At 71.7% G+C, this 18,497-nt stretch carries 18 protein-coding genes and 3 pseudogenes; 10 read left to right on the top strand and 11 right to left on the bottom strand.

Features of this window, described 5'->3' with window-relative positions:
* Positions 1-19 precede the first annotated feature (19 nt).
* Positions 20-1,153, top strand: coding sequence for an FAD-dependent oxidoreductase (locus tag ACFVX6_RS20480; RefSeq protein ID WP_389693347.1), 1,134 nt, complete (start codon positions 20-22; stop codon positions 1,151-1,153).
* Positions 1,154-1,236: 83 nt separating this feature from the next.
* Here ACFVX6_RS20480 and ACFVX6_RS20475 read toward each other — a convergent pair whose 3' ends face one another.
* From ACFVX6_RS20475 to ACFVX6_RS20455, 5 genes are all read right to left on the bottom strand, one after another.
* Complete coding sequence (locus ACFVX6_RS20475) at positions 1,237-1,524, bottom strand: hypothetical protein (protein ID WP_389693345.1); 288 nt, start codon at positions 1,522-1,524, stop codon at positions 1,237-1,239.
* On the bottom strand, positions 1,521-3,146 hold the full coding sequence (locus ACFVX6_RS20470) for a multicopper oxidase family protein (RefSeq protein WP_389693343.1): 1,626 nt from the start codon (positions 3,144-3,146) through the stop codon (positions 1,521-1,523). The genes ACFVX6_RS20475 and ACFVX6_RS20470 overlap by 4 nt, the downstream gene beginning before the upstream one ends.
* An 81-nt stretch (positions 3,147-3,227) precedes the next feature.
* Entirely contained in the window at positions 3,228-3,794 is a 567-nt protein-coding gene (locus ACFVX6_RS20465; protein WP_389693341.1) for a 2'-5' RNA ligase family protein, read from the bottom strand.
* Between the two features lie 59 nt (positions 3,795-3,853).
* Positions 3,854-5,245 (bottom strand): M1 family metallopeptidase, encoded by a 1,392-nt coding sequence (locus ACFVX6_RS20460; RefSeq protein ID WP_389693339.1) that lies wholly within the window; start codon positions 5,243-5,245, stop codon positions 3,854-3,856.
* Between the two features lie 77 nt (positions 5,246-5,322).
* Positions 5,323-6,222, bottom strand: a complete 900-nt coding sequence (locus ACFVX6_RS20455; RefSeq protein ID WP_389693337.1) for a LysR family transcriptional regulator — start codon at positions 6,220-6,222, stop codon at positions 5,323-5,325.
* Positions 6,223-6,280: 58 nt separating this feature from the next.
* Here ACFVX6_RS20455 and ACFVX6_RS20450 point away from each other — a divergent pair, with 58 nt between their 5' ends.
* Complete coding sequence (locus ACFVX6_RS20450) at positions 6,281-7,096, top strand: NAD(P)-dependent oxidoreductase (RefSeq protein ID WP_389693335.1); 816 nt, start codon at positions 6,281-6,283, stop codon at positions 7,094-7,096.
* Between the two features lie 32 nt (positions 7,097-7,128).
* Here ACFVX6_RS20450 and ACFVX6_RS20445 read toward each other — a convergent pair whose 3' ends face one another.
* Positions 7,129-7,785, bottom strand: a complete 657-nt coding sequence (locus tag ACFVX6_RS20445) for a lysophospholipid acyltransferase family protein (protein ID WP_389693333.1) — start codon at positions 7,783-7,785, stop codon at positions 7,129-7,131.
* Between the two features lie 199 nt (positions 7,786-7,984).
* On the opposite strand from ACFVX6_RS20445, the gene ACFVX6_RS20440 reads away from it, so the two are divergent.
* Positions 7,985-8,518, top strand: coding sequence for a DUF2809 domain-containing protein (locus ACFVX6_RS20440; protein ID WP_389693331.1), 534 nt, complete (start codon positions 7,985-7,987; stop codon positions 8,516-8,518).
* Positions 8,519-8,851: 333 nt separating this feature from the next.
* Here the strand turns inward: ACFVX6_RS20440 and ACFVX6_RS20435 are convergent.
* Positions 8,852-9,018, bottom strand: a pseudogene (locus ACFVX6_RS20435) (transposase family protein); the annotation flags it as partial.
* Between the two features lie 8 nt (positions 9,019-9,026).
* Between ACFVX6_RS20435 and ACFVX6_RS20430 the strand changes: the two are divergent.
* Positions 9,027-9,465 (top strand): annotated as a pseudogene (locus ACFVX6_RS20430) (transposase family protein); the annotation flags it as partial.
* 65 nt (positions 9,466-9,530) lie between these two features.
* On the opposite strand, the gene ACFVX6_RS20425 reads toward ACFVX6_RS20430, so the two are convergent.
* On the bottom strand, positions 9,531-11,084 hold the full coding sequence (locus tag ACFVX6_RS20425) for a serine/threonine-protein kinase (RefSeq protein WP_389693329.1): 1,554 nt from the start codon (positions 11,082-11,084) through the stop codon (positions 9,531-9,533).
* 98 nt (positions 11,085-11,182) lie between these two features.
* Positions 11,183-11,899 (bottom strand): DUF4232 domain-containing protein, encoded by a 717-nt coding sequence (locus ACFVX6_RS20420; protein ID WP_389693327.1) that lies wholly within the window; start codon positions 11,897-11,899, stop codon positions 11,183-11,185.
* Positions 11,900-12,246: 347 nt separating this feature from the next.
* Between ACFVX6_RS20420 and ACFVX6_RS20415 the strand changes: the two genes are divergently transcribed.
* The 5 genes and pseudogenes from ACFVX6_RS20415 to ACFVX6_RS20395 all read left to right on the top strand — a co-directional run.
* Positions 12,247-12,678, top strand: coding sequence for a hypothetical protein (locus ACFVX6_RS20415; protein WP_389693325.1), 432 nt, complete (start codon positions 12,247-12,249; stop codon positions 12,676-12,678).
* 30 nt (positions 12,679-12,708) lie between these two features.
* On the top strand, positions 12,709-14,052 hold the full coding sequence (locus ACFVX6_RS20410) for a hypothetical protein (protein ID WP_389693323.1): 1,344 nt from the start codon (positions 12,709-12,711) through the stop codon (positions 14,050-14,052).
* A 37-nt stretch (positions 14,053-14,089) separates the two neighbouring features.
* Positions 14,090-14,599 carry a hypothetical protein gene (locus ACFVX6_RS20405; RefSeq protein WP_389693321.1) on the top strand — a complete coding sequence of 170 codons (510 nt, stop codon included), beginning with the start codon at positions 14,090-14,092 and terminating at the stop codon, positions 14,597-14,599.
* A gap of 67 nt (positions 14,600-14,666) precedes the next feature.
* Positions 14,667-15,179: a hypothetical protein gene (locus tag ACFVX6_RS20400; protein WP_389693319.1), complete on the top strand. Its 513-nt coding sequence runs from the start codon at positions 14,667-14,669 to the stop codon at positions 15,177-15,179.
* 102 nt (positions 15,180-15,281) lie between these two features.
* Positions 15,282-15,521 (top strand): annotated as a pseudogene (locus tag ACFVX6_RS20395) (TetR/AcrR family transcriptional regulator); the annotation flags it as partial.
* A 142-nt stretch (positions 15,522-15,663) separates the two neighbouring features.
* On the opposite strand, the gene ACFVX6_RS20390 reads toward ACFVX6_RS20395, so the two are convergent.
* Positions 15,664-15,858, bottom strand: a complete 195-nt coding sequence (locus tag ACFVX6_RS20390) for a hypothetical protein (RefSeq protein WP_389693317.1) — start codon at positions 15,856-15,858, stop codon at positions 15,664-15,666.
* Positions 15,859-16,100: 242 nt separating this feature from the next.
* On the bottom strand, positions 16,101-17,120 hold the full coding sequence (locus ACFVX6_RS20385) for a LacI family DNA-binding transcriptional regulator (protein WP_389693315.1): 1,020 nt from the start codon (positions 17,118-17,120) through the stop codon (positions 16,101-16,103).
* A 203-nt stretch (positions 17,121-17,323) separates the two neighbouring features.
* On the opposite strand from ACFVX6_RS20385, the gene rhaI reads away from it, so the two are divergent.
* Positions 17,324-18,484, top strand: a complete 1,161-nt coding sequence (rhaI, locus tag ACFVX6_RS20380; RefSeq protein ID WP_389693313.1) for an L-rhamnose isomerase — start codon at positions 17,324-17,326, stop codon at positions 18,482-18,484.
* Positions 18,485-18,497: the final 13 nt, after the last annotated feature.

Below are 18,497 nucleotides of genomic sequence, written 5' to 3'. Positions count from 1 at the left end.
CACGAACGGAGCACAACCCATGGCCATCGACCCCTCGCCCCGCATCGCGATCATCGGTGCCGGGCCCGGCGGGCTGACCTGCGCCCGCATCCTCCAGCGGCACGGCATCTTCCCCACCGTCTACGAACACGAGACCGAGCCGGGGGCCCGCGACCAGGGCGGCACCCTCGACCTCCATGAGGACAACGGCCAGATCGCCCTGCGCGAAGCCGGACTGCTGGAGGAGTTCTTCCGGCTGTCCCGGCCCGAGGGACAGGAAATGCGTCAGCTGGATCCGGCCGCGACGCTCCTCTTCCACCACACTCCCGAAGAGGGCGAGCACTTCAAACCCGAGATCGACCGCGGCCACCTGCGGGACCTCCTCCTGGGCTCCTTGAAGCCCGGTACCGTCCGATGGGGGCACACGCTCCGGTCCCTCGACGGGCCCCTGGAAGGCCCGCGGCAGCTGCACTTCGCCGACGGCACCACCACCGAGGCTGACCTCGTCATCGGCGCCGACGGCGCCTGGTCCAAGGTCCGCCGCGCCCTCTCGCCGGCCACCCCCCGGTACAGCGGAGTCAGCTTCCTCGAAGCCTGGTTCCACGACGTCGACGACCGGCACGCCGACATCGCCGACATCGTCGGCCGGGGAAGCGCCGCCGCAGCCGACGGCGACCGGGGCCTGTTCGCGCAGCGCAGCAGCGGCGGTCACATCCGCGTGTACGTCATCCAGCGCGTGCCCGCCGACTGGATCACCGCGAGCGGCCTCACCGTCCGGGACACCGCGGGGATCCGCGCCCTGCTGCTGGACCGCTACCGCCACTGGTCACCCCGCCTGCGCCGGCTGCTCACCGACAACGACGGGCTCTACGTCGACCGCCCCATCCACGCCCTGCCCGTCCCTCACGGCTGGGACCACCACCCCGCGGTCACCCTGCTGGGCGACGCCGCCCACCTCATGCCCCCGCTCGGCGTCGGCGTCAATCTCGCCATGCTGGACGCCTGCGAGCTCGCCCTCGCCCTCGTGGACAACGACACCGTCGGCGACGCCGTCCGCGCCTACGAGAAGACCATGCTGCCCCGCTCGCAGCAGATGCAGCAGCTCCTCGACAACGGCGCCGAGGAACTGCTGTCCACGGAACTCCCGGACTTCGCCACGCCCGAAGGCCGCTGACCACCAGGAGTACTCGGCGCCGGCGTCTGCACGCTCAAGTGGGAAGGCCCCCGACCTTCTACCGGGTCGCCCGGAGCACCTCCCTAGGGGTCGAGGGGTCGAAGGTCGTAGAGGTAGGAGCGGTCGTTCTTGAAGCTTCGCCAGACGGTGGCCGGGGGTTCGGGTTCATCAGCGTGGCCGGCGAGGGGATGGGCGGTCACGAGGCCGTCAGCGATCTCGCAGTGCCAGCCGTCGGTCGGCGACCAGACACACCACACGTTCCCGTCCGTTCGGCGATAGGCAGGTCGGCCGTGGTGGTCGCCGTCGCGCTCGAACTGGTAGCAGAGCCCATCGATGTGGCGCACGAAGGTGAAGGATGCAATGGCCGTCATACCTTCGGCACTGTATTCGGCACCGTAGGGGCGGTGGTGCCGGGGCGGTCTCCCAGGGCCTGGTGCTGGTGTGCGCCGGAGGCGGGCGGGAGCTTGGGGGGCGGGGCCGGCCGGCCCGGTTCCACGACCGTGAACTGGCCCATCATGCCCTCGTCCTCGTGGTAGAGGAGGTGGCAGTGGTACATGTACGGGGTGTCCGGGTCTGCGGGGCCCTCGAAGCGCAGGGCTATGCGGACCGTCGCACCGGACGGGATGAAGACGGTGTCCTTCGGTCCGCGCAACGGCGCCGGCGGGGCTGCGCCGTTGATGTCGAGTATGCGGAACTGGACGTCGTGGACGTGGAAGTTGTGCGGCATCCCGTCGTTGTTGCGCAGGGTCCAGGTCTCGGTCGTGCCGCGGGTGACCGTCTCGTCCACGCGGGACATGTCCATCTTCCGGCCGTTGATGCCGGACATCTTGAGCTCGAAGAAGCGGCTGCGTACCGAGTCCTCGCCGGTGGGGAGGGTCGAGGCCGCCAACGCCTGCGGCAGCTCGGCCGACGGTCGAAGGGTGGGGGCCCCGCGCAGCTGCATCACGTCGAAGGAGTCGTCGCCACCCCCGAAGCGCTGGTTCCAGAAGTCCAGGCCGGCGTCCAGGGGGTAGGAACGCAGCACCGTCCGCTCGCCGGGCCGTATCCGTACGACGACCTCCGCGCGCTCCCCGGGCGACAGGCGCAGGCGGTCGGTCGTGTGCGGGGCTTCCAGGAGGCCGCCGTCCGAGGCTATCTGCCGGAACTCGCGGCCGTCGTCGAAGCCGAAGGTGTAGACGCGGGCGGTGGAGGCGTTCAGCAGGCGCAGCCGGACCAGTTCGTCCTGCACGGTGACGTACGGGTCCAGCGTGCCGTTGACCATCGTCCGGTCGCCGAGGAAGCCGACGTTGCGCATCAGCTTGTGGTCGTGGTCGAACTTCGCGCCGTCGAAGGAGACGTCCTGGACCATGACCGGGATGTCGTCTACCCCGTAGGTCCTGGGCAGGGGCAGGGCCGCCGACTGCGGGTCGTCCAGGAGGAACAGGCCCGCGAGGCCGCGCTGCACGTGTGACTCGGTCGCGCCGTGCGGGTGCGGGTGGTACCAGAGGGTCGAGGCCGGCTGCTCGACCGTCCACTCGGGGGCCCAACTGCCGCCCGCCGGCACCATCTGGTGCGGTCCGCCGTCCATCGCGGCGGGCAGGTGCATGCCGTGCCAGTGGACGGACGAGGCCTCCGGCAGGGCGTTGGCCACCTTCACCCGGACCTTCTCCCCCTTCGCCGCGCGGAGGGTGGGTCCGAGGTGGCTCCCGTTGAACCCCCAGGTGGGGGTCTTGCTCCCCGGGGTGAACTCGGTTTCTCCTGCCTGCATCCGCAGGTCGAAGACGCGCGTTCCGTCGGCTTCCACCGTGGACGCCGCGAGGGGAGGCACGGCGAGGGCGTTGCGGAAGTCCACCGTGCCGACGGTGGACACCTTGGCTCCGGTGTAGAGCCACGTGAACAGCACGCCTATCACCAAGGCGAAGGTCGCGACCAGCGAGCCGAGGATCAGCAGCGCCCGCTTCCAAGGCGACATCCGGCGCTTGCCGCCGGTCCCGTTCTTCCCGTTTCTCCACATGACAACGACGCTACGGACGATGCTGACGCCGGACATCGGGGACCGACCCGGGGCCGCCCCCTAGACCGCCCCCGAGAGGATTCAGGGGCGGTCTAGGGGGCGAGGGGCGGGGTCGCCGAGTGCGAAGGAGGCCCGCGCCTGCCACGTGGTGCCGTCGTGGACCATCAGCTCCACCGAGGAGACGTGGGAGGTGAACGGGAGCCTGCCGCCGAGGTCGGCCTCGATCTCCTCCAGGACCACGTCTTCCTGGCCCTGGGCGATGGTCAGGTGCGGCACGATCTCGGCGAACCGGCCGCCGTACGGCGGAGCCTCGGGCCACCGACCGGCGATGGCCTCCGTGAGGCGGATCAGTTGCGTGGCGGGTTCCGGAACGAGGTACAGGACCTCCGGGAGCCGTCCGCACCTCTCGAACCGCAGGTCGAACGGCTGGTGGCAGCGCAGCACGTCCTCGAGGGCAGCGTGGACGGCCGGATCGATCCGGCTCTCCTCGAGGAACGGGAAGAGGACGGTGACGTGTGCGGGAACCCCGGCCCGGGCCGAAGGGTCGAGCCGCTCGCGCCATCCGCGGACGGCCGGCTCCGCCTCCGGGACCCGGACGACGAGGCCCGTCTGACCCACCTGGAACGTGCTGCTGCTGTCATCTGCCATGACACGACAGGGTGCCACGGAAAGAGCCACTCGCGCCTTCGGGTTTGTGCCGGACGGGGTCAGTTGATCCTGTGTTCCGTCCAGAACGGGGTGAGGTCCTGTGACGTTGCCGCCTGGGCCGCGCGCTTGAAGTCCGTGGTCGTGGAGACGCCCAGCCAGTGGTCGCGGACGTAGTCGCGCAGCATGGTCGTCATCGCCGGGGTGCCCAGGGTGCGTTCCAGGTCGTGCAGTGCGCAGGAACCGCGGCCGTAGACGACGCGGCCGAACTCCGAACGGTGGCCGTCCGCGAAGTAGGACATGGGCCGGGTGATCTCAGCCGTGTCGCTGGGCCACGCCGGCTGGTCCTGCCAGCAGGTGGTGGTGTTCTCCCCGTAGTACGACTGGTTCGCGTACTGGGCGAAGGATTCGTCCAGCCAGGGTGCCGCGAACTGGTCGTTGCCGACGATGCCGTAGAACCACTGGTGGGCGATCTCGTGGACGACGGCCGATCCCTCCGGTTCGGTCCAGAGCAGCACGAGGCCCGGGAACTCCATGCTGCCGAACTCGTCGAGGTTGTCGCTCATGACGAGGTCGAGCTCACCGTACGGGTAGCGCCCGAAGCGCTTCCCGAACGCGTCGACCGAGCCCACGGCGTCCTTCAGGTCGGTGGCTACGCCCTCCGGGGAGGTGGCGGCCGTCCAGTACGCGTTCAGCCGTACTCCGCCCGGCGTGGTCACCGTCCTCGACAGGAAGGGGCCCGCCGCCCAAGCGAAGTCCCGTACCCCGTGCGCGGCGCTGGTGGTGACCGTGCGGCCGGGTGCGCCGGCACGGCGCGTGGTGGTGCCCGTTGCGGGAACGACGAGTGCGACGGGGTGGTCGAGGGCGACGCGGAAGTCACCGGTCAGGGTGTAGAAGCTCTCGCCGAAGCCGACGTCGGGGTCGAGGTGGCGGCCCTGGGCGTCGCGTACGGACAGCAGGGGCAGTGCGTTGCCGAGGTAGCGGTGCGCGCCGTCCTTGCCGAAGCGGTGGACGCGGTCCGGGACGGTGATGTCCACGTCGAAGGAGATGCTGGTCCGTGCCCCGTACGGGAGCGGCGCGGACAGGTCGACCTGCAGGGCGGTGCAGTCGACGGTGAGCGGTCGCGGGGTGCCTCCGGTGATCCTGCCCACCCGGACCGGGGACAGCGCCTCGGGCGTTCCGCAGCCGTCGGTGCCGTTGCCCCACAGCCGGATGTCGATCGAACGCAGCTGAGTGCGCGCGGAGTTGCGGAAGGATACGGTCTGGCGGCCGGTCCAGTGCGAGCCGTCGGCGTCGCTGCGCAACGACACCTCGTAGGAGGGGCGGTCGGGCGTCGCCGCGGAGGCGGAGGCCGCGGGGTCCGGAGGGGTCTGGGCCGCGACGGTCTGCGGGGCACAGAGCATGACGGATGCGAGGGCGAGCAGCAGGGCCCGCCTGAACCTGAGCGAGATCATGCCCGGCACGCTAGAACGTCCGTACGGCCGGACGGGCGAGTTCCAGGGCACTCGCCGACCACATCGGTGCTCTCCGGTCAGGCCGTCAACTCGGCGGCCACGGAGCGCAGGAGCGCCAGGAAGGCGGTCGTCGCGGGTGAGGGGGCCGAGCCGCGCGGGGTCGCCGCGTACACCTCGCGGCGCGGGGAGTCCTCCGCCCGCAGCGGGACCAGGGCGATGTCCGCCCGGGCCGAGGAGGCCGCCAGCTCGGGCACGAGGGTCACCCCCAGGCCTGCCGCCACGAAGCCCTGTTTCGCGATCCAGTCTGCGGCCAGGAAGCCCATCCGGGGCTGGAATCCCCTGGCCAGGGCGCCGGCCATGAGGGTTTCCTCGGGGCGGCTGCTCGCTGCGATCCATTCCTCGCCGGCGAACTCGGCCAGCCGCGCCGAGCGCCGTCCGGCCAGTGCGTGGCCGCGGGGCACCGCCACGTACATCCGCTCGTCCAGGAGGTGGTGCAGTTCGCATCCCTCCAGCGGCTGCCCGCAGGCCGTCCCGACCACGCCGAGATCCAGCTCCCCGGCGGCCAGCAGGGCCAACTGCCGGGCGGATCCGCCCTCGGTACGGGTCACGCGCACGGCGGGGTGCCGGGCCCGGAACGCCGCGAGGGTGCGGGGCAGCAGGGCGGCGTCGGCCGTGGAGAACGCACCGATCCGCAGGCGGCCCCCGTCCAGGGCGCGCAGCGCGTCCAGTTCGGCGCGGGCGGCGCGCAGCCGCTGGTCGACCGCCTCGGCATGCGGCAGCAGGGCCCGGCCGGCCTCGGTGAGCCGCACCCCGCGCGGCAGCCGGTCGAACAACGGGGTGCCCCACTCCTCCTCCAGGGTCTGCACCTGGCGGGACACCGCGGACTGGGTGTAGCCCAGGACTTGGGCGGCGGCGGTGAAGGAGCCGTGGCGCGCCACGCTGCGGAACACCTCGTAGAGATCATGCGGGATCGGCATGGGAGCCATGCTATTCATTCGCTTGTCGCATGGGTGGGGCGCACCTAGCGTCGAGGCCATGAACACCACAGCGGACGACGCGCCGCACATCGCCTTCCTCGGCCTGGGCAGCATGGGCGCCCCGATGGCCCGCCGACTGCTCGCCGCCGGCCACCCGTTGACCGTCTGGAACCGCACCCCCGGCAAGACCCGCCCGCTCGCCGAGGCCGGCGCGGTCCCGGCCTCGAGCCCCGCCGAGGCGGTCCGCGGGGCGGACCTCGTGATCACCATGCTCGCCGACCCGGCGGCCCTGCGCGCCGTCGCGGAGGACCTGCTGCCCGTCCTGCGCCCCGGTACCCACTGGATCGACACCTCGACCGTCGGCCCGCAGGCGGTACGGGACCTGGCAGGACGGCTGCCTTCCGGGGTGGTGCTGACCGACGCCCCGGTCATGGGCAGCGTGGACCGGGCCGCCTCCGGCGAGCTGTGGGTGCTGGCCGGGGGCCCGCTGCCCGGCCCGGTCCGCCGGGTCCTGGACACCCTCGGCGAGGTGACCGAGTGCGGTCCGGCGGGCTCCGGCGCCGCGCTCAAGCTGGTCCTGATCAATGCGGTCATCGGCGGGGTCGCGCTGGTCACCGAAGCCCTGGAGCTCGGCTCCGCGCTGGGCCTTCCGGAGGAGCTGCTGCGCTCGGAGCTGGCCCGCGGGCCCCTGGCCGGTGCGGTGGCCCGGGCCTACGCCGAGGGCTCCCACTTCCCGGTGGCGCTGGCGGTCAAGGACGTGGACCTGGCCCGCGGCCACGCCGAGCTGCCGGTCCTGGACGCGGTGCACACCGCCCTGACGGCCCGTCCCGAACTCGCCTCCCGCGACTTGGCGGCCCTGCGCCCGGTCCGCTGACGGAGCCCGTCGGACCGGAGCGCCCGGGCGGCCTACGGCGCGCCGACTCCGGCGAGCCCGGACACGGCGGTCCGCCAGGCCGAGGTGACCGCGCCGTGGGCAGCGGCCGTCGCTTCGCAGAGGCCGTCCGGCAGGAACAGGGGCGCGCCCACGTGGACATGCATCCGTGGCCGGCGGACCGGGGCCGTGAGGACTCCGGCGAGCTGTTTGGCCGTCGTCCCGGAGCTGACACGGCGGGCGCCGGCCTGACCGACGGGGCGGACGGGTGCTCCCGTGGCCCGGGCGAGGCGGGCCAGGCCGCTGCGGAAGGGCAGGGGCGCGGCTTCCCCGGAGTCGAGGCGCGCGGGGATCCCGCCTTCCCCGTACATCAGCACGCACCGCCCCGCGGCCAGTGCCTCGGCGGCGTCGGCGAGGGAACTCGCCGCGCGGGTCGTTCCCCGGTGGACCGGGATGTGCCCTTCGCGGGCGAGCGCGCCGCCGAGCACCGGGACCCGCCACAGCCCGGCCGTGGCCATGATCACCGGGTCGACGCCGATCCGGCGCAGGGCGGCGACCACGATGACGGGGTCGGCCAGGCTGGTGTGGTTGGCGGCCAGGATGGTCCCGCCGACGACGGGGCCCGACGCGTCCGCGGAGACGGTCATCCGCCCGAACACCGGGGCCAGGGCGGCGGCGACGTGGCTGATCATGGAATCGAACCTCCGGGACGGGGTGTGCGGTCTTCGTGCCTCCAGCGTGTCGGCCGCCGCCCGGTCCGGCATGAGTCGCCCTACTCAAACCGCCTGGGTACGCGGCCCACGTACCCCGCCGCTCCGCGACGGAAGCGGGATCGGGCATGGGAGCGGGAGCCGGAGATGGCGGGCGTCGACCGTCTGGCAGTGTGGGCCCATGACCACCTACGTGCCTGCGAGGCGTGCCCGTGCCGGAACCGGCCGGGCCCGGGCCCGGCCCCGTCTCGCGGCGGCCGGGGCGGTGGCCGTGACCGTCGGCGCGGGGCTGGGGCTACGGGCCGTGGCGACGGGGAGCCTGGCCAAGTACGGCGGAGACGCGCTCTACACCGTACTGATCTTCGCCCTCATCGTGCTGGCCCTGCCGCGGGTGACGGCCCTGCGGGCCGCCGCCGGCGCTCTCGCGGTGAGTTGGGTGGTGGAGTTCCTCCAGCTCACCGGGGTACCGGCGGAGCTCTCCCGAAGCAGCGGGCTCGCCCGGCTCGTCCTCGGTTCCACCTTCAACCCGCCCGACCTGTTCTGGTACGCGGTCGGCGCGGCAGCCGGCTGGCTCGGCCACACCGCGGTGGGGCGCCTGTCGGCCCGGCCGGGTCCGAAGGAGACGGCCAGAGCGCAGCGTCCACTCCCTCCGCGTCCGCGACGATCCGTCAAGCAGGTGCGGCTCTTCTCTATGGCAATCCGCCGCAGGCCTTGACGGACGAGATCTGGCGTCGTGCCATGAGAGGACACACCGCGACGGGGGATGACACGATGGCGGCAGAGGGACACGACGGACCCAGTGGCGAGCCCGAGAGCCACAATGAGGTCCCGCAGAGCAGCGCTCCGAAAACCCCACCTGGCAATGACTTCGCCCATGTAGCTTGGATCGTCCTGGCTCTCATCCTCTTCGGGATGATCTTGACCGTGGCAGCCGGCGATTGCTCTCCTAACTGCGCCAGCAACACGCCCTCGTGGCACTGATCACCGAGCCGCCCGCGAACCTGGCCGCCGCCGCGCTGGTCGCCACCACCGATTCGCTGCTGCGGCGCATCGCCGGGGCGTTGCGGTCGACGATGCGGTCGGCAGCCGACTTCGACGCTCCGGACAGCGGCGCCAACTGCCGCAGCGGAGGTTGGCCCGCCAGTATGCGGCGACCAGCAGGACCCGGCCCTCCAGCGGCAGACCTCAGGGCCGACCCTTGCGGACCGAACCTGCATGCCCACCGCAGCGTGGTGGACAACTTGCGCCCGGGCCGGCCCCGGAGCCTCCCGCTGGAGGACCGAGTGCTGCTCGTCGCCGCCTACTGGCGCACGAACCTGACCCTGCGCCAGATCGCCCCCTTGTTCGGGGTGTCCAAATCGGCGGCCGACCGCATCATCGACCACATCGGCCCGCTGCTCGCGCTCAAGCCCCGGCGACGCTTCGCCAAGGGCACCGCTCTGATCGTCGACGGCACCCTCGTCCCCACCCGCGACCACGCAAACTCAGCGACTGGCAGGCCGAACACAACCATGAGCCAAGCTGGTCCGCGCCCGCGTCGAGCACGTCTTCGCCCGCATGAAGAACTGGAAGATTCTGCACGACTGCCGCCTCAAAGGCGATGGCGTCCACCACGCCATGCTCGGCATCGCCCACCTCCACGACCTCGACCAGGCCGCGTAGCAGCACCCGCCAACGGCCAGCCGGCCCTGCCCCGATCCTCCCAAAGATCAATCATGGGACAACCCTTAGTGGCTGCGGGTCAGGTTTTCGGGGGCGCCCGCGGACTGGGCCCCTTCGGTCTCCAGGGTCAGCCGGTCGGGCTCCGCCAGGGTCAGCACGTAGAGGTTGCCCTTCGGGCAGGCGAAGGTGGCCGCGGGGTCGGTCGGATGGCTGGTCACTGCGGCGAAGACCGCCCTGTCCCCGCTCGTCTGCCGTAGTTCCAGGGCCTCCGTGCACCCCAGGTTCCGCCCGGTGGCGGTCTCCTTCACCTCGCTGACCTGCCGGCCCACGAGGTCGCCGACGGAGCCCGCGTTCAGCGTGACCGTGACCGAGAACTCGCCCGTCCTGGCCCGCGTGACCCCGTCCGCGTCGGGCGTTCCGGGTCCGGTGCCGGTCCACGTCCCGACCCACGATCGCGGTAGTGCCGACGCCGATGCGGGAGGGGACGGGGTCGCCGACCCACGTCCGTCACCACCCCCGTCGCCGTCCCCGCCCCAAGGCATCGTGATCACGAGGGTGGCCGCGACGGCGAGGAGGGCGGCGCCGACCGCCCCCGCCACCCAAGGCACCCGTCGCGTCCCGGCGGGAAGGGGAGAGGGCAGCGGCGGCGTCGCCTGGAACGCCGAGGGCGGTGCCAGGGGCGCCGGCGGCACGGGAAGGGGGGCGGGGAGCGGCTGGGACGCCGCCAGGGCGCGCTGGAGTCCGGCCTCCCGGTTGGCCACGTCCGCCGCAAGCGCCGCTGGTACCGCTCCGCTCCACTCCGCCCCGGCTGCGCCGATCCGGACCAGCACTTCGTCGGCGGTCGGGCGCTCCTGCGGATCCTTGGCCAGGCACTCGACGAGCAGCGGGCGGAGCCCCTCCGGAACACCGTCGAGGGCGGGCTCGTCGTGCACGATCCGGTAGAGGAGGCCGGGGAGTTCGAGCTCCTCGCCGTCGGTCAGGAAGGGGCTGCGCCCGGTGGCTGCGTAGACGAGTACCGCGGCGAGCGAGAACACGTCCGCCGGGGCCCCGGCCACGGCTCCGGTCGCCTGTTCCGGCGCGAGGAACCCGGGCGTGCCGATGACCGCTCCCGTACGGGTGTGGCGCGGGTCCTGCACGGCACGCGCGATGCCGAAGTCGATGAGGAAGGGCCGCTCCCGGCCGAGCAGCACGTTCCCCGGCTTGATGTCGCGATGGACCACGCCCGCCGCCCGTACGGCCACGAGCGCGGCCGACAGTTCCCGGGCCAGGATCCACAGGGCCGGGCCGGTCAGCGGTCCGTGCCGGTGCACCCACTCGCCCAGGGAGGGCGCAGCGACGTACTCCGTCGCGAGCCATTGCGGGGACGCCCCGGAAGCGCTGAAGTCCACCACCGAGACCGTCCACGCGGAACGTACGCGGTCGTTGGCGCGTATCTCCCGTGTGAACCGGTCGGCGAAGTGGGGATCCCGGCTCAGTTCCCGGTGGACGGTCTTCAGGGCCAGCGGCCGGCCGGACGCCGTCCGGGCCAGGAAGACCTCGCCCATGCCGCCTTCGCCGAGCCGCGCCAGCAGGCGGTACCCGCCGATCTCCGGCGGGTCGCCGGGCCGCAGTGACTCCACCGACTCCCCCTGTCCACAGGGCCGTTGTCCGCACGCGCGGAGCGTGCGGACCGGCCGGTGGAGTCACCTTAGAGGACGGCCCGGGGGGGGCCGGATCGTCAGGACGACATGATGAAGCGCAGGGCCAGACCCGAGGCGGTCATCCAGTGGGTGACCTTGGCGAAGTCGTTGTAGTACACGGTGTCGACGCCCGGGAAGGCGACCTTGATCGGCTCGCCCTTCTTGCTCCCGACCTCGGTGTCCTGGAGCTGGACGGTCATGGTCTTCGCCGGGGCCTCGTCCATGGGGCCGCTCAGGAGCAGTGCGGCGTACGTCTGCTTGCCCGGAGCGATGGTCTCGAACGGCGTCCCGGGCGTCGGGGCGCTCTCCTTGATCTCGGGGACCAGGCGCTGGGCGTCGCCGAGCTGGACGTGGGGATAGTGGTAGACCTTGCACGCCTTCTTGCTGGTGTTGGTGAGGGTGAGGAGGATGTGCCGGACGCCCTTGCTGATCTCGTCCTCGGTGCTTGCGGTGATCGAGACGTCGCCCGGCGCGCAGAGGGCGACGGCCCCGTCGCCGCTGCCGCCGGTGTCGGTCGCTCCCGGGGTCGGCTTCGCCGAGGGCGTGTCGCCGGGCTTCGTCGCACCCGGGGAGGCGGTCTCGCCCGGCGTGCCCGAGGCGCTCGGGCCGCTCGGCTGGGCCGTGGGCTTGCGGTCGTCCGGCCCCTCGCCCCCGTCCGGCGAGCACGCCGCGGACGCGAGCAGCGCGGTGACGGTCGCGGCCCCGAGGACGTAGGACTTCCAGCCCCTGCGACTCGTACGGGCAGCAGTGTTCATGGTGTTCCCCCGTTGGCGACCCTGGGCGGCCGCTGTCGACTCCCGATGATGAACGCAGACCGCAATGGCTCCGAGGAGTTCGGTGGCGGGCCGCCATGGCCCCCACCTGCTCCTTGACCGGCGCCCGCGCCGACCTGCAGTAACGGATTTCCCACATCACGGGGGTCTCAGACGCCTGTTACAAAGCAGGGACAAGAACGGCACGCCTCGGTCAGACGAACGGCCGACCAGCGCGTCCGGCCGGGCCCACGTTCCCGGTGCGAGGCTCTCGCACCCCTGCGTACAGGGTGGTTGACCTCCGCGTGATTGACATGTATATGATCTTGCTCTTCGTACGGGGGAGCATCATGTCAGGGGATTTCGCGCAGGAGTGGGAGCGTGAGCGCGCGGGCGTCACGGACCACGACGTGGCCGTGCGGTTGAACGGCGCGCCCACGGGGCCGTTCGCTCCGGGCGGGTCCGGTGACTTCGCCTCGACGCCGGCCGAGAAGCAGGCGGCGGCGAACACCATCGAGACCGAGCTGGAGCCGGACACCAAGAAGGCCTCCGAGCACGCGGACGACGCCACCCACACGGCCCAGAAGGGCTTCGACGGCTGGGACACGGCCAGTGGCCTGAAGAAGGTGTCGGACACCTGGGACCAGCAGGTGAGGACCTTGATGGGCCGCCTGTCCTCGGAGAAGGCTGCGCTGCGCGGAGCCTCGGGGCTGTTCGTGCGCAACGACACGGGCCTGGGCAACCAGTTCCTGCTGTCGGGCTCGAAGCTCAACGGGCTCTAGGGGGCTGCGGTGTTGACGTATCACGAGGTCATGACCACGGACCTGGGCCTGCTGACGGCAGCGGCGGCCAAGTGGGAGGCCATGGCGGGCGAGTTGAAGAAGGTCGAGACCCGCTACGGCGACAGCGTCCAGAAGATCACGCTGGGCCAGACCTGGGCCGGTGTCAGCGCGGGCGCCGCGCATTCGGGTTTCGAGGCGACCCGTTACGAGTACGCCGCGGCGCAGACCCAGGCCAAGGCCATCGCGAGCCTGCTGCTGGACGCCCACGCCGTGTTCACCGATCTCAAGTCGAAGCTCCAGAGCGCGCGGGACGACGCGGTCACCGCCGGGATGACCGTATCGGAGCAAGGCCGCGTCGCCTTCGACTACTCCAAACTGACTCCCGCCGAGCGCAGCGCCTACCACCACGACCCCGACGGCGAAGCCTCCATCCGCACGGCGGTCACCACGTGGCAGCAGTACCTCGACGACCGCGTGAAGGCCGCCTCCGAAGCCGATCAGCACGTGAAGGCCGCTCTGGAGGCCGCTGTCGTCGACGGCAACCGCGACGCCTTCGGCAAGGGGGCCGACCAGACCAACGGCGGGTTCAACGCCCACCCCGAGGGCGACCTGGCCAAGGTGCCGCTCCCCCGGTCCAAGGACGCCGAGGTGGGCACGAAGACCGACGGCTGGCAGGCCGAGGGCTCCGCGTCGGCGACCGGGCCCGACGCGGGCGCCAAGGCCTCCGGGCCCAAGTACGGCAAGGAGGGCTCGGCCCAGGCGTACGCCGAGCTCGGCCACGCGACGGCGCAGGGATCCCTCAGCAACGGCTCGATGCGGCTCTCCGGCATCGCCGACGCCTACGCGGGAGCCCGGGCCAGCGCCAACGTCGGCATCACGGACAAGGGCCTCACGGGCAAGGCCGAGGTGTCGGCGGGCGGCCGGGCCCTGGCCGAGGGGCGCGCGGGATACGGGTACGTGGAGGGCTACGGGCGGGCCGAAGGGTTCGCCGGAGCCGAGGCACAGGCCAGTGCCGGCGTCGGCCTGGAGGGTCTGAACGCCGGGGCGAAGGCCTTCGCCGGGGCGAAGGGCACCGTCGCCGGTGGCGCCGAGGTCGCCGGAATCGGAGCCGGTGCCACGGCCGAGGGATGGGCCGGAGCGGGCGCCGAGGCGAAGGTGACCTTCGGCAAGGGCGACGACGGCAAGTTCCACATCGGCACCAAGGTGGGCGTCGCCCTCGGCCTCGGCGGTTCCGTCGGGGCGGAGTTCACGATCGACCCTGCGAAGGTCACCGACGCCGCCGGCGATGCGGCCGACGCGGTCGGGGACGCCGCTCATGCCGTCGGCGATGCGGCGGGCTCGGTCAAGGACACTGTCAGCAGCTGGTTCGACTGACCCACGTTCCCGTGGGAGGAAAGAAGGAAAGCGCAAGATGCCCACGACACTGCCGGTGCCGATCGAGTTCCGACTGCCGGAGGGCTGGCGGCCGGCCCCTCCGGACGAGGTCGGCGCTCCGGGCGTGGCCTTCGTCGCGCTGCATCCGCAGCCGGATTCCGGTTTCACGGCCAACATCACCATCGACGGCGAGTACCGGCCGGACGAGGCGACGCTGGACGAGCTCGCCGACGCGTCGGTGGAGCGCCTGCGCGAGGCGGGCGAGTCCGTGGTGGTGGCCGCCCGCCGGGAGATCGGCTCCGAGGGCGCGCCGGGTCTGACCCAGCGGGTGACCTTCTCGGCGGTCGCGGGCGGCGTGCGCCGCGAGCTCGTCCAGTCCCAGGTCTACTTGTCCATGCTGGACGTCCACGACCCGCGCAAGCGTGCGGTGATCCGGATGGTGCTGACCGCCACCGCGGAGCAGCACGACAGCGTCCTGGGCGACTTCCAGGAGTTCCTGCGTACGGTGGGACCGGACACGGCACCGGACACGGCAGCGGGATCCTAGGGGCTTGCCGATCGGGCCGGATCGTTCGATCTTGTATCGAACGGTCCGATGTCCCTAGGGTGGTGCGATGGGTCTCTTCGACAAACTCACCGGCACCAAGCACCCCGACAGCGGCGTCGTACCGCGCTCCGCCGAGGAGGTGCAGGCGGCACTGCTCGGCCTCTTCGCAGCCGACGCGCCGTACGTCGTGCGCGGGGGCGCCCCCGAGGGCGCCGACCTGGTGGCGGAGTGGCGGATCCAGGAGCCCGCGTGGCACACCTTCTTCGCCCGGACCCAGGTGAGCCGCGTGCTCCAGATCCGGATGCGCCTGGACGCGGCCGCCCGTGAGGTCCGCAGCGTCGACCGGCAGTTCGATGTCACGTGGTTGGGAGGCACGCCCCGGCTGGCCCTGTCGGCCGAGGCTGCGCGCGGGCAGGTCACCACGGTGTCCCGGCGCCGGAAGGTCGAGCGGGAGGCCGACGGCGCGCTCGGGGCCACCGAAGTGTTCCGCTTCGACAGCTCGGACCTGAAGGACCCGCTGCGCGAAGCCGTCCTCGGCGCGGGATGGACCTGGCGCGGGGTCGTCTTCGGGAAGCTCTGACGCGGACGGAGGCGGTGGGATCCGGAGCCGGAGCCCACCACCCCTCGGCGGCCGGATCCGGCCGGCGCCGGACCACGGCTCTGGCGCGCCCGCGCCGGTCCGGGTTTCACTGCGGGCGCCCTCGCCACCGACATCGCGCGCGAACCCGGAGATCGAGAGGCCCGCCGCGTCTACACCGAAGGAGTGGGCGACTTCGCCGAGTGGCTCGCCACCGAAGACCAGGACGGCACCACCCGGCTGTGCACCACGCTCGGCGCTCTCGTCCTGGCCCGAGCCACCAAGGGATCCCCACTCTCCGAGGAGATCCTCACCTCCGCGCGCGCGGCGCTGACAGCGACCGGCCGACCCGGGACACGACGCTGGTGCCCAGGGCGGCGCCCAGATCGGAAGGTGACGTGGCGCATGTACCGTCGGCGAAGCGTCCCTTCCGGGTCCGACGTATGGCCCGCATCTGCGTGCTGACCGTCTTCGGTGCCGTGGTCTTCTACACGGTGCCCGTCGAAATGGCCTTCCTGCTGGACGGCTTGGACGTGGACTCCACCGGCGTCATCGGGGCTGTCACGGCAGCGGCCAGCGCCGCCACCGTTCTCGGCTCCGTCGTCTTCACCCGTCTTCCCGCCCGGCGTCGGCAGTCGCTGCCGCCCTTCTTCGGCATCTGTGCCGCGGGCTTTCTGCTCATGGGTGTCGCCGACAGCTTGCCCCTGCTGGTCACCGGAGAGTCCCTGGACCGAGGTGGCGCTCAGCGCCTCGTCTTCACCATCGCACCCGAAGACCTGATGGTGTGGAACTCGGGCAACTGGACACTCGTTCCCGGGCTCTACACCTTCGCCGCGGCGCCTGCCCAAGCGTGCGTCCCGCGACATCACCGGGCAGCGCACCCTCACCATCGGCTGACCGCCCTCCTGCCCTCCCGGTTCCGTATCACCGTGAGGGCAGAGAGGATCCGCGCACCACCAGTTCCGGCTGCAGCACGATGTGCCGGTGCTCATGTGCGGCCCCGGCCTCCCCCGTCTCCTCGAGGAGCATCTCGGCTGCCATCGTGCCCATCGTGACGGCCGGCTGCCGGACGGACGTCAGCGGGACCGCGGCCGCCGCGGCGAATTCGATGTCGTCGTAGCCGACGATGGCCACGTCTTCGGGGACCCGCACGCCGGCTGCGTACATGGTCTGGAGGAATCCGAGGGCCAGCAGGTCGTTGGCGCAGAAGACCGCGGTCGGCCGGTCGGACAGGCCCAGGAAGCGGGAACCCGCGTCCCGGCCCGCAGCCACGTCGAGGCTTCCGGCCGGCAGCTCGAACAGCGCCGACTGTGCCAGGCCCGCTTCGGTCAGCGCGTTCCATGCCCCGGTGCGCCGGTCCCTGACCTGGGTGAGCTCCTCGGGCCCGGACACGTAGCCGATGGAACGATGCCCGGCATCGATGAGGTGGCGTACGGCCAGGGTCCCGCCGACCACGTCGTCGACCGAGACCGAACACTGGTCGGCGCCCTCGGCAACCCGGTCGACGACGATGAAGGGAATGCCGTGCCGCCGGAACGCCTCTAGGTTGCGGCCACTGGCATCGGCAGGCGTGAGGAGCACGCCCCGCACCCGCTGCTCCGCGAAGAGCGAGAGGTATTCGGCCTCCTCGGCGGGGCTCTGCCCGCTGTTGCACACCATGACGCCCAGTCCCGCCCGGCGCGCGGCCCGTTCGGCGCCTTTTGCGATGTCGACGAAGAAGGGGTTCGCCATGTCGAGGACGAGCAGCCCCAGGATGCGGCTGTGGCCGGCGCGTAGCTGGCGCGCGGACTCGCTGCGTACGTAGCCGAGCCGGTCGATGGCGGATTGCACGCGGAGCCTGGTGGTTTCGGCGACCGAGTCCGGGCGGTTGATCACGTTCGAGACGGTTCCCACGGACACCCCGGCAGCACGGGCGACGTCCTTGATACCCACCAATGGGGCCATGGGCCCAGACCTCCAGGCAGTACGGGCTGACTACGGACATCCAGGTTATTGGATGAATCGTTTTAACCCCAGCGCCCACATCAGCCACAGCCAGGCCGCCTCCGCGCGAGACGAGCAGGCTTGACAGGCAGCTGGCCAAGCTCTTAGCTTCCGAGCAAGAAATTGAATCGTTTCATTTGATCTCCATGCCGCAGGAGCGTCCAGTGACCGACCACACCGCTGTGAAGGCTGCCCTGAAGACCCAGGCCATCGAAACGCCGTCGTGGGCCTACGGCAATGCCGGCACCCGCTTCAAGGTCTTCGCCCAGCCCGGTGTGCCCCGCACTCCGCAGGAGAAGCTCGACGACGCCGCCAAGGTCCACGAGCTGACCGGGGCCGCGCCGAGCGTCGCCCTCCACATCCCCTGGGACCGCGTGGACGACTACGGGGCTCTCGCCGCGGACGCGGCCGAGCGCGGACTGCGTCTGGGCGCGATCAACGCGAACGTCTTCCAGGACGACGACTACAAGCTGGGCAGCGTATGCCACCCCGATCCGAAGGTCCGCAAGAAGGCCGTCGGTCACCTCTTGGAGTGCGTGGACATCATGGACGCCACCGGGTCCAGGGACTTGAAGTTGTGGTTCGCGGACGGCACCAACTACCCCGGCCAGGACGACATCCGCGCACGCCAGGACCGTCTGGCCGAGGCCCTCGCCGAGGTCTACGGCCGGCTGGGCGAGGACCAGCGGATGCTCCTGGAGTACAAGTTCTTCGAGCCCGCCTTCTACGCCACGGACGTACCGGACTGGGGCACCGCCTACGCGCACTGCCTCAAGCTGGGCGGGCGGGCGCAGGTCGTCGTGGACACCGGGCACCACGCGCCGGGCACCAACATCGAGTTCATCGTCGCGACGCTGCTGCGCGAAGGGAAGCTCGGCGCGTTCGACTTCAACTCGCGCTTCTACGCCGACGACGACCTCATGGTGGGCGCCGCGGACCCCTTCCAGCTCTTCCGGATCATGTACGAGGTGATCCGCGGCGGCGGCTTCACGCCGGACGTGGCGTTCATGCTCGACCAGTGCCACAACATCGAGGCGAAGATCCCCGCGATCATCCGCTCGGTGATGAACGTGCAGGAGGCGACCGCGAAGGCCCTCCTGGTCGACCGGGACGCACTGGCCGCGGCCCAGCGCTCCGGCGATGTCCTGGCCGCGAACGCAGCCCTCATGGATGCCTACAACACCGATGTACGCCCCCTCCTCGCCGAGGTCCGGGAAGAGCTGGGCCTGGACGGCGACCCGGTCGGCGCGTACCACCGCTCCGGCTGGGCGCAGAAGACGGCCACCGAGCGAGTCGGCGGCGCGCAGGCGGGCTGGGGTGCGTGAGCCCCCTCGCCCG

It is taken from the genome of Streptomyces sp. NPDC058289 (assembly GCF_042880975.1).
Lineage (GTDB): Bacteria > Actinomycetota > Actinomycetes > Streptomycetales > Streptomycetaceae > Streptomyces > Streptomyces stoeckheimensis.
The sequence above is the reverse complement of the archived record's forward strand: the minus strand, read 5'-3'. Positions and strand labels throughout refer to the sequence as shown.

What these genes read in the sequence shown, in the direction of transcription:
- ACFVX6_RS20480 (WP_389693347.1), top strand. Translation starts at nt 20, where the DNA reads ATGGCCATCGACCCCTCGCCCCGCATCGCGATCATCGGTGCCGGGCCC.
- ACFVX6_RS20475 (WP_389693345.1), bottom strand. Translation starts at nt 1,524, where the DNA reads ATGACGGCCATTGCATCCTTCACCTTCGTGCGCCACATCGATGGGCTC.
- ACFVX6_RS20470 (WP_389693343.1), bottom strand. Translation starts at nt 3,146, where the DNA reads ATGTGGAGAAACGGGAAGAACGGGACCGGCGGCAAGCGCCGGATGTCG.
- ACFVX6_RS20465 (WP_389693341.1), bottom strand. Translation starts at nt 3,794, where the DNA reads ATGGCAGATGACAGCAGCAGCACGTTCCAGGTGGGTCAGACGGGCCTC.
- ACFVX6_RS20460 (WP_389693339.1), bottom strand. Translation starts at nt 5,245, where the DNA reads ATGATCTCGCTCAGGTTCAGGCGGGCCCTGCTGCTCGCCCTCGCATCC.
- ACFVX6_RS20455 (WP_389693337.1), bottom strand. Translation starts at nt 6,222, where the DNA reads ATGCCGATCCCGCATGATCTCTACGAGGTGTTCCGCAGCGTGGCGCGC.
- ACFVX6_RS20450 (WP_389693335.1), top strand. Translation starts at nt 6,281, where the DNA reads ATGAACACCACAGCGGACGACGCGCCGCACATCGCCTTCCTCGGCCTG.
- ACFVX6_RS20445 (WP_389693333.1), bottom strand. Translation starts at nt 7,785, where the DNA reads ATGATCAGCCACGTCGCCGCCGCCCTGGCCCCGGTGTTCGGGCGGATG.
- ACFVX6_RS20440 (WP_389693331.1), top strand. Translation starts at nt 7,985, where the DNA reads ATGACCACCTACGTGCCTGCGAGGCGTGCCCGTGCCGGAACCGGCCGG.
- ACFVX6_RS20420 (WP_389693327.1), bottom strand. Translation starts at nt 11,899, where the DNA reads ATGAACACTGCTGCCCGTACGAGTCGCAGGGGCTGGAAGTCCTACGTC.
- ACFVX6_RS20415 (WP_389693325.1), top strand. Translation starts at nt 12,247, where the DNA reads ATGTCAGGGGATTTCGCGCAGGAGTGGGAGCGTGAGCGCGCGGGCGTC.
- ACFVX6_RS20410 (WP_389693323.1), top strand. Translation starts at nt 12,709, where the DNA reads ATGACCACGGACCTGGGCCTGCTGACGGCAGCGGCGGCCAAGTGGGAG.
- ACFVX6_RS20405 (WP_389693321.1), top strand. Translation starts at nt 14,090, where the DNA reads ATGCCCACGACACTGCCGGTGCCGATCGAGTTCCGACTGCCGGAGGGC.
- ACFVX6_RS20400 (WP_389693319.1), top strand. Translation starts at nt 14,667, where the DNA reads ATGGGTCTCTTCGACAAACTCACCGGCACCAAGCACCCCGACAGCGGC.
- ACFVX6_RS20390 (WP_389693317.1), bottom strand. Translation starts at nt 15,858, where the DNA reads ATGAGCAGAAAGCCCGCGGCACAGATGCCGAAGAAGGGCGGCAGCGAC.
- ACFVX6_RS20385 (WP_389693315.1), bottom strand. Translation starts at nt 17,120, where the DNA reads ATGGCCCCATTGGTGGGTATCAAGGACGTCGCCCGTGCTGCCGGGGTG.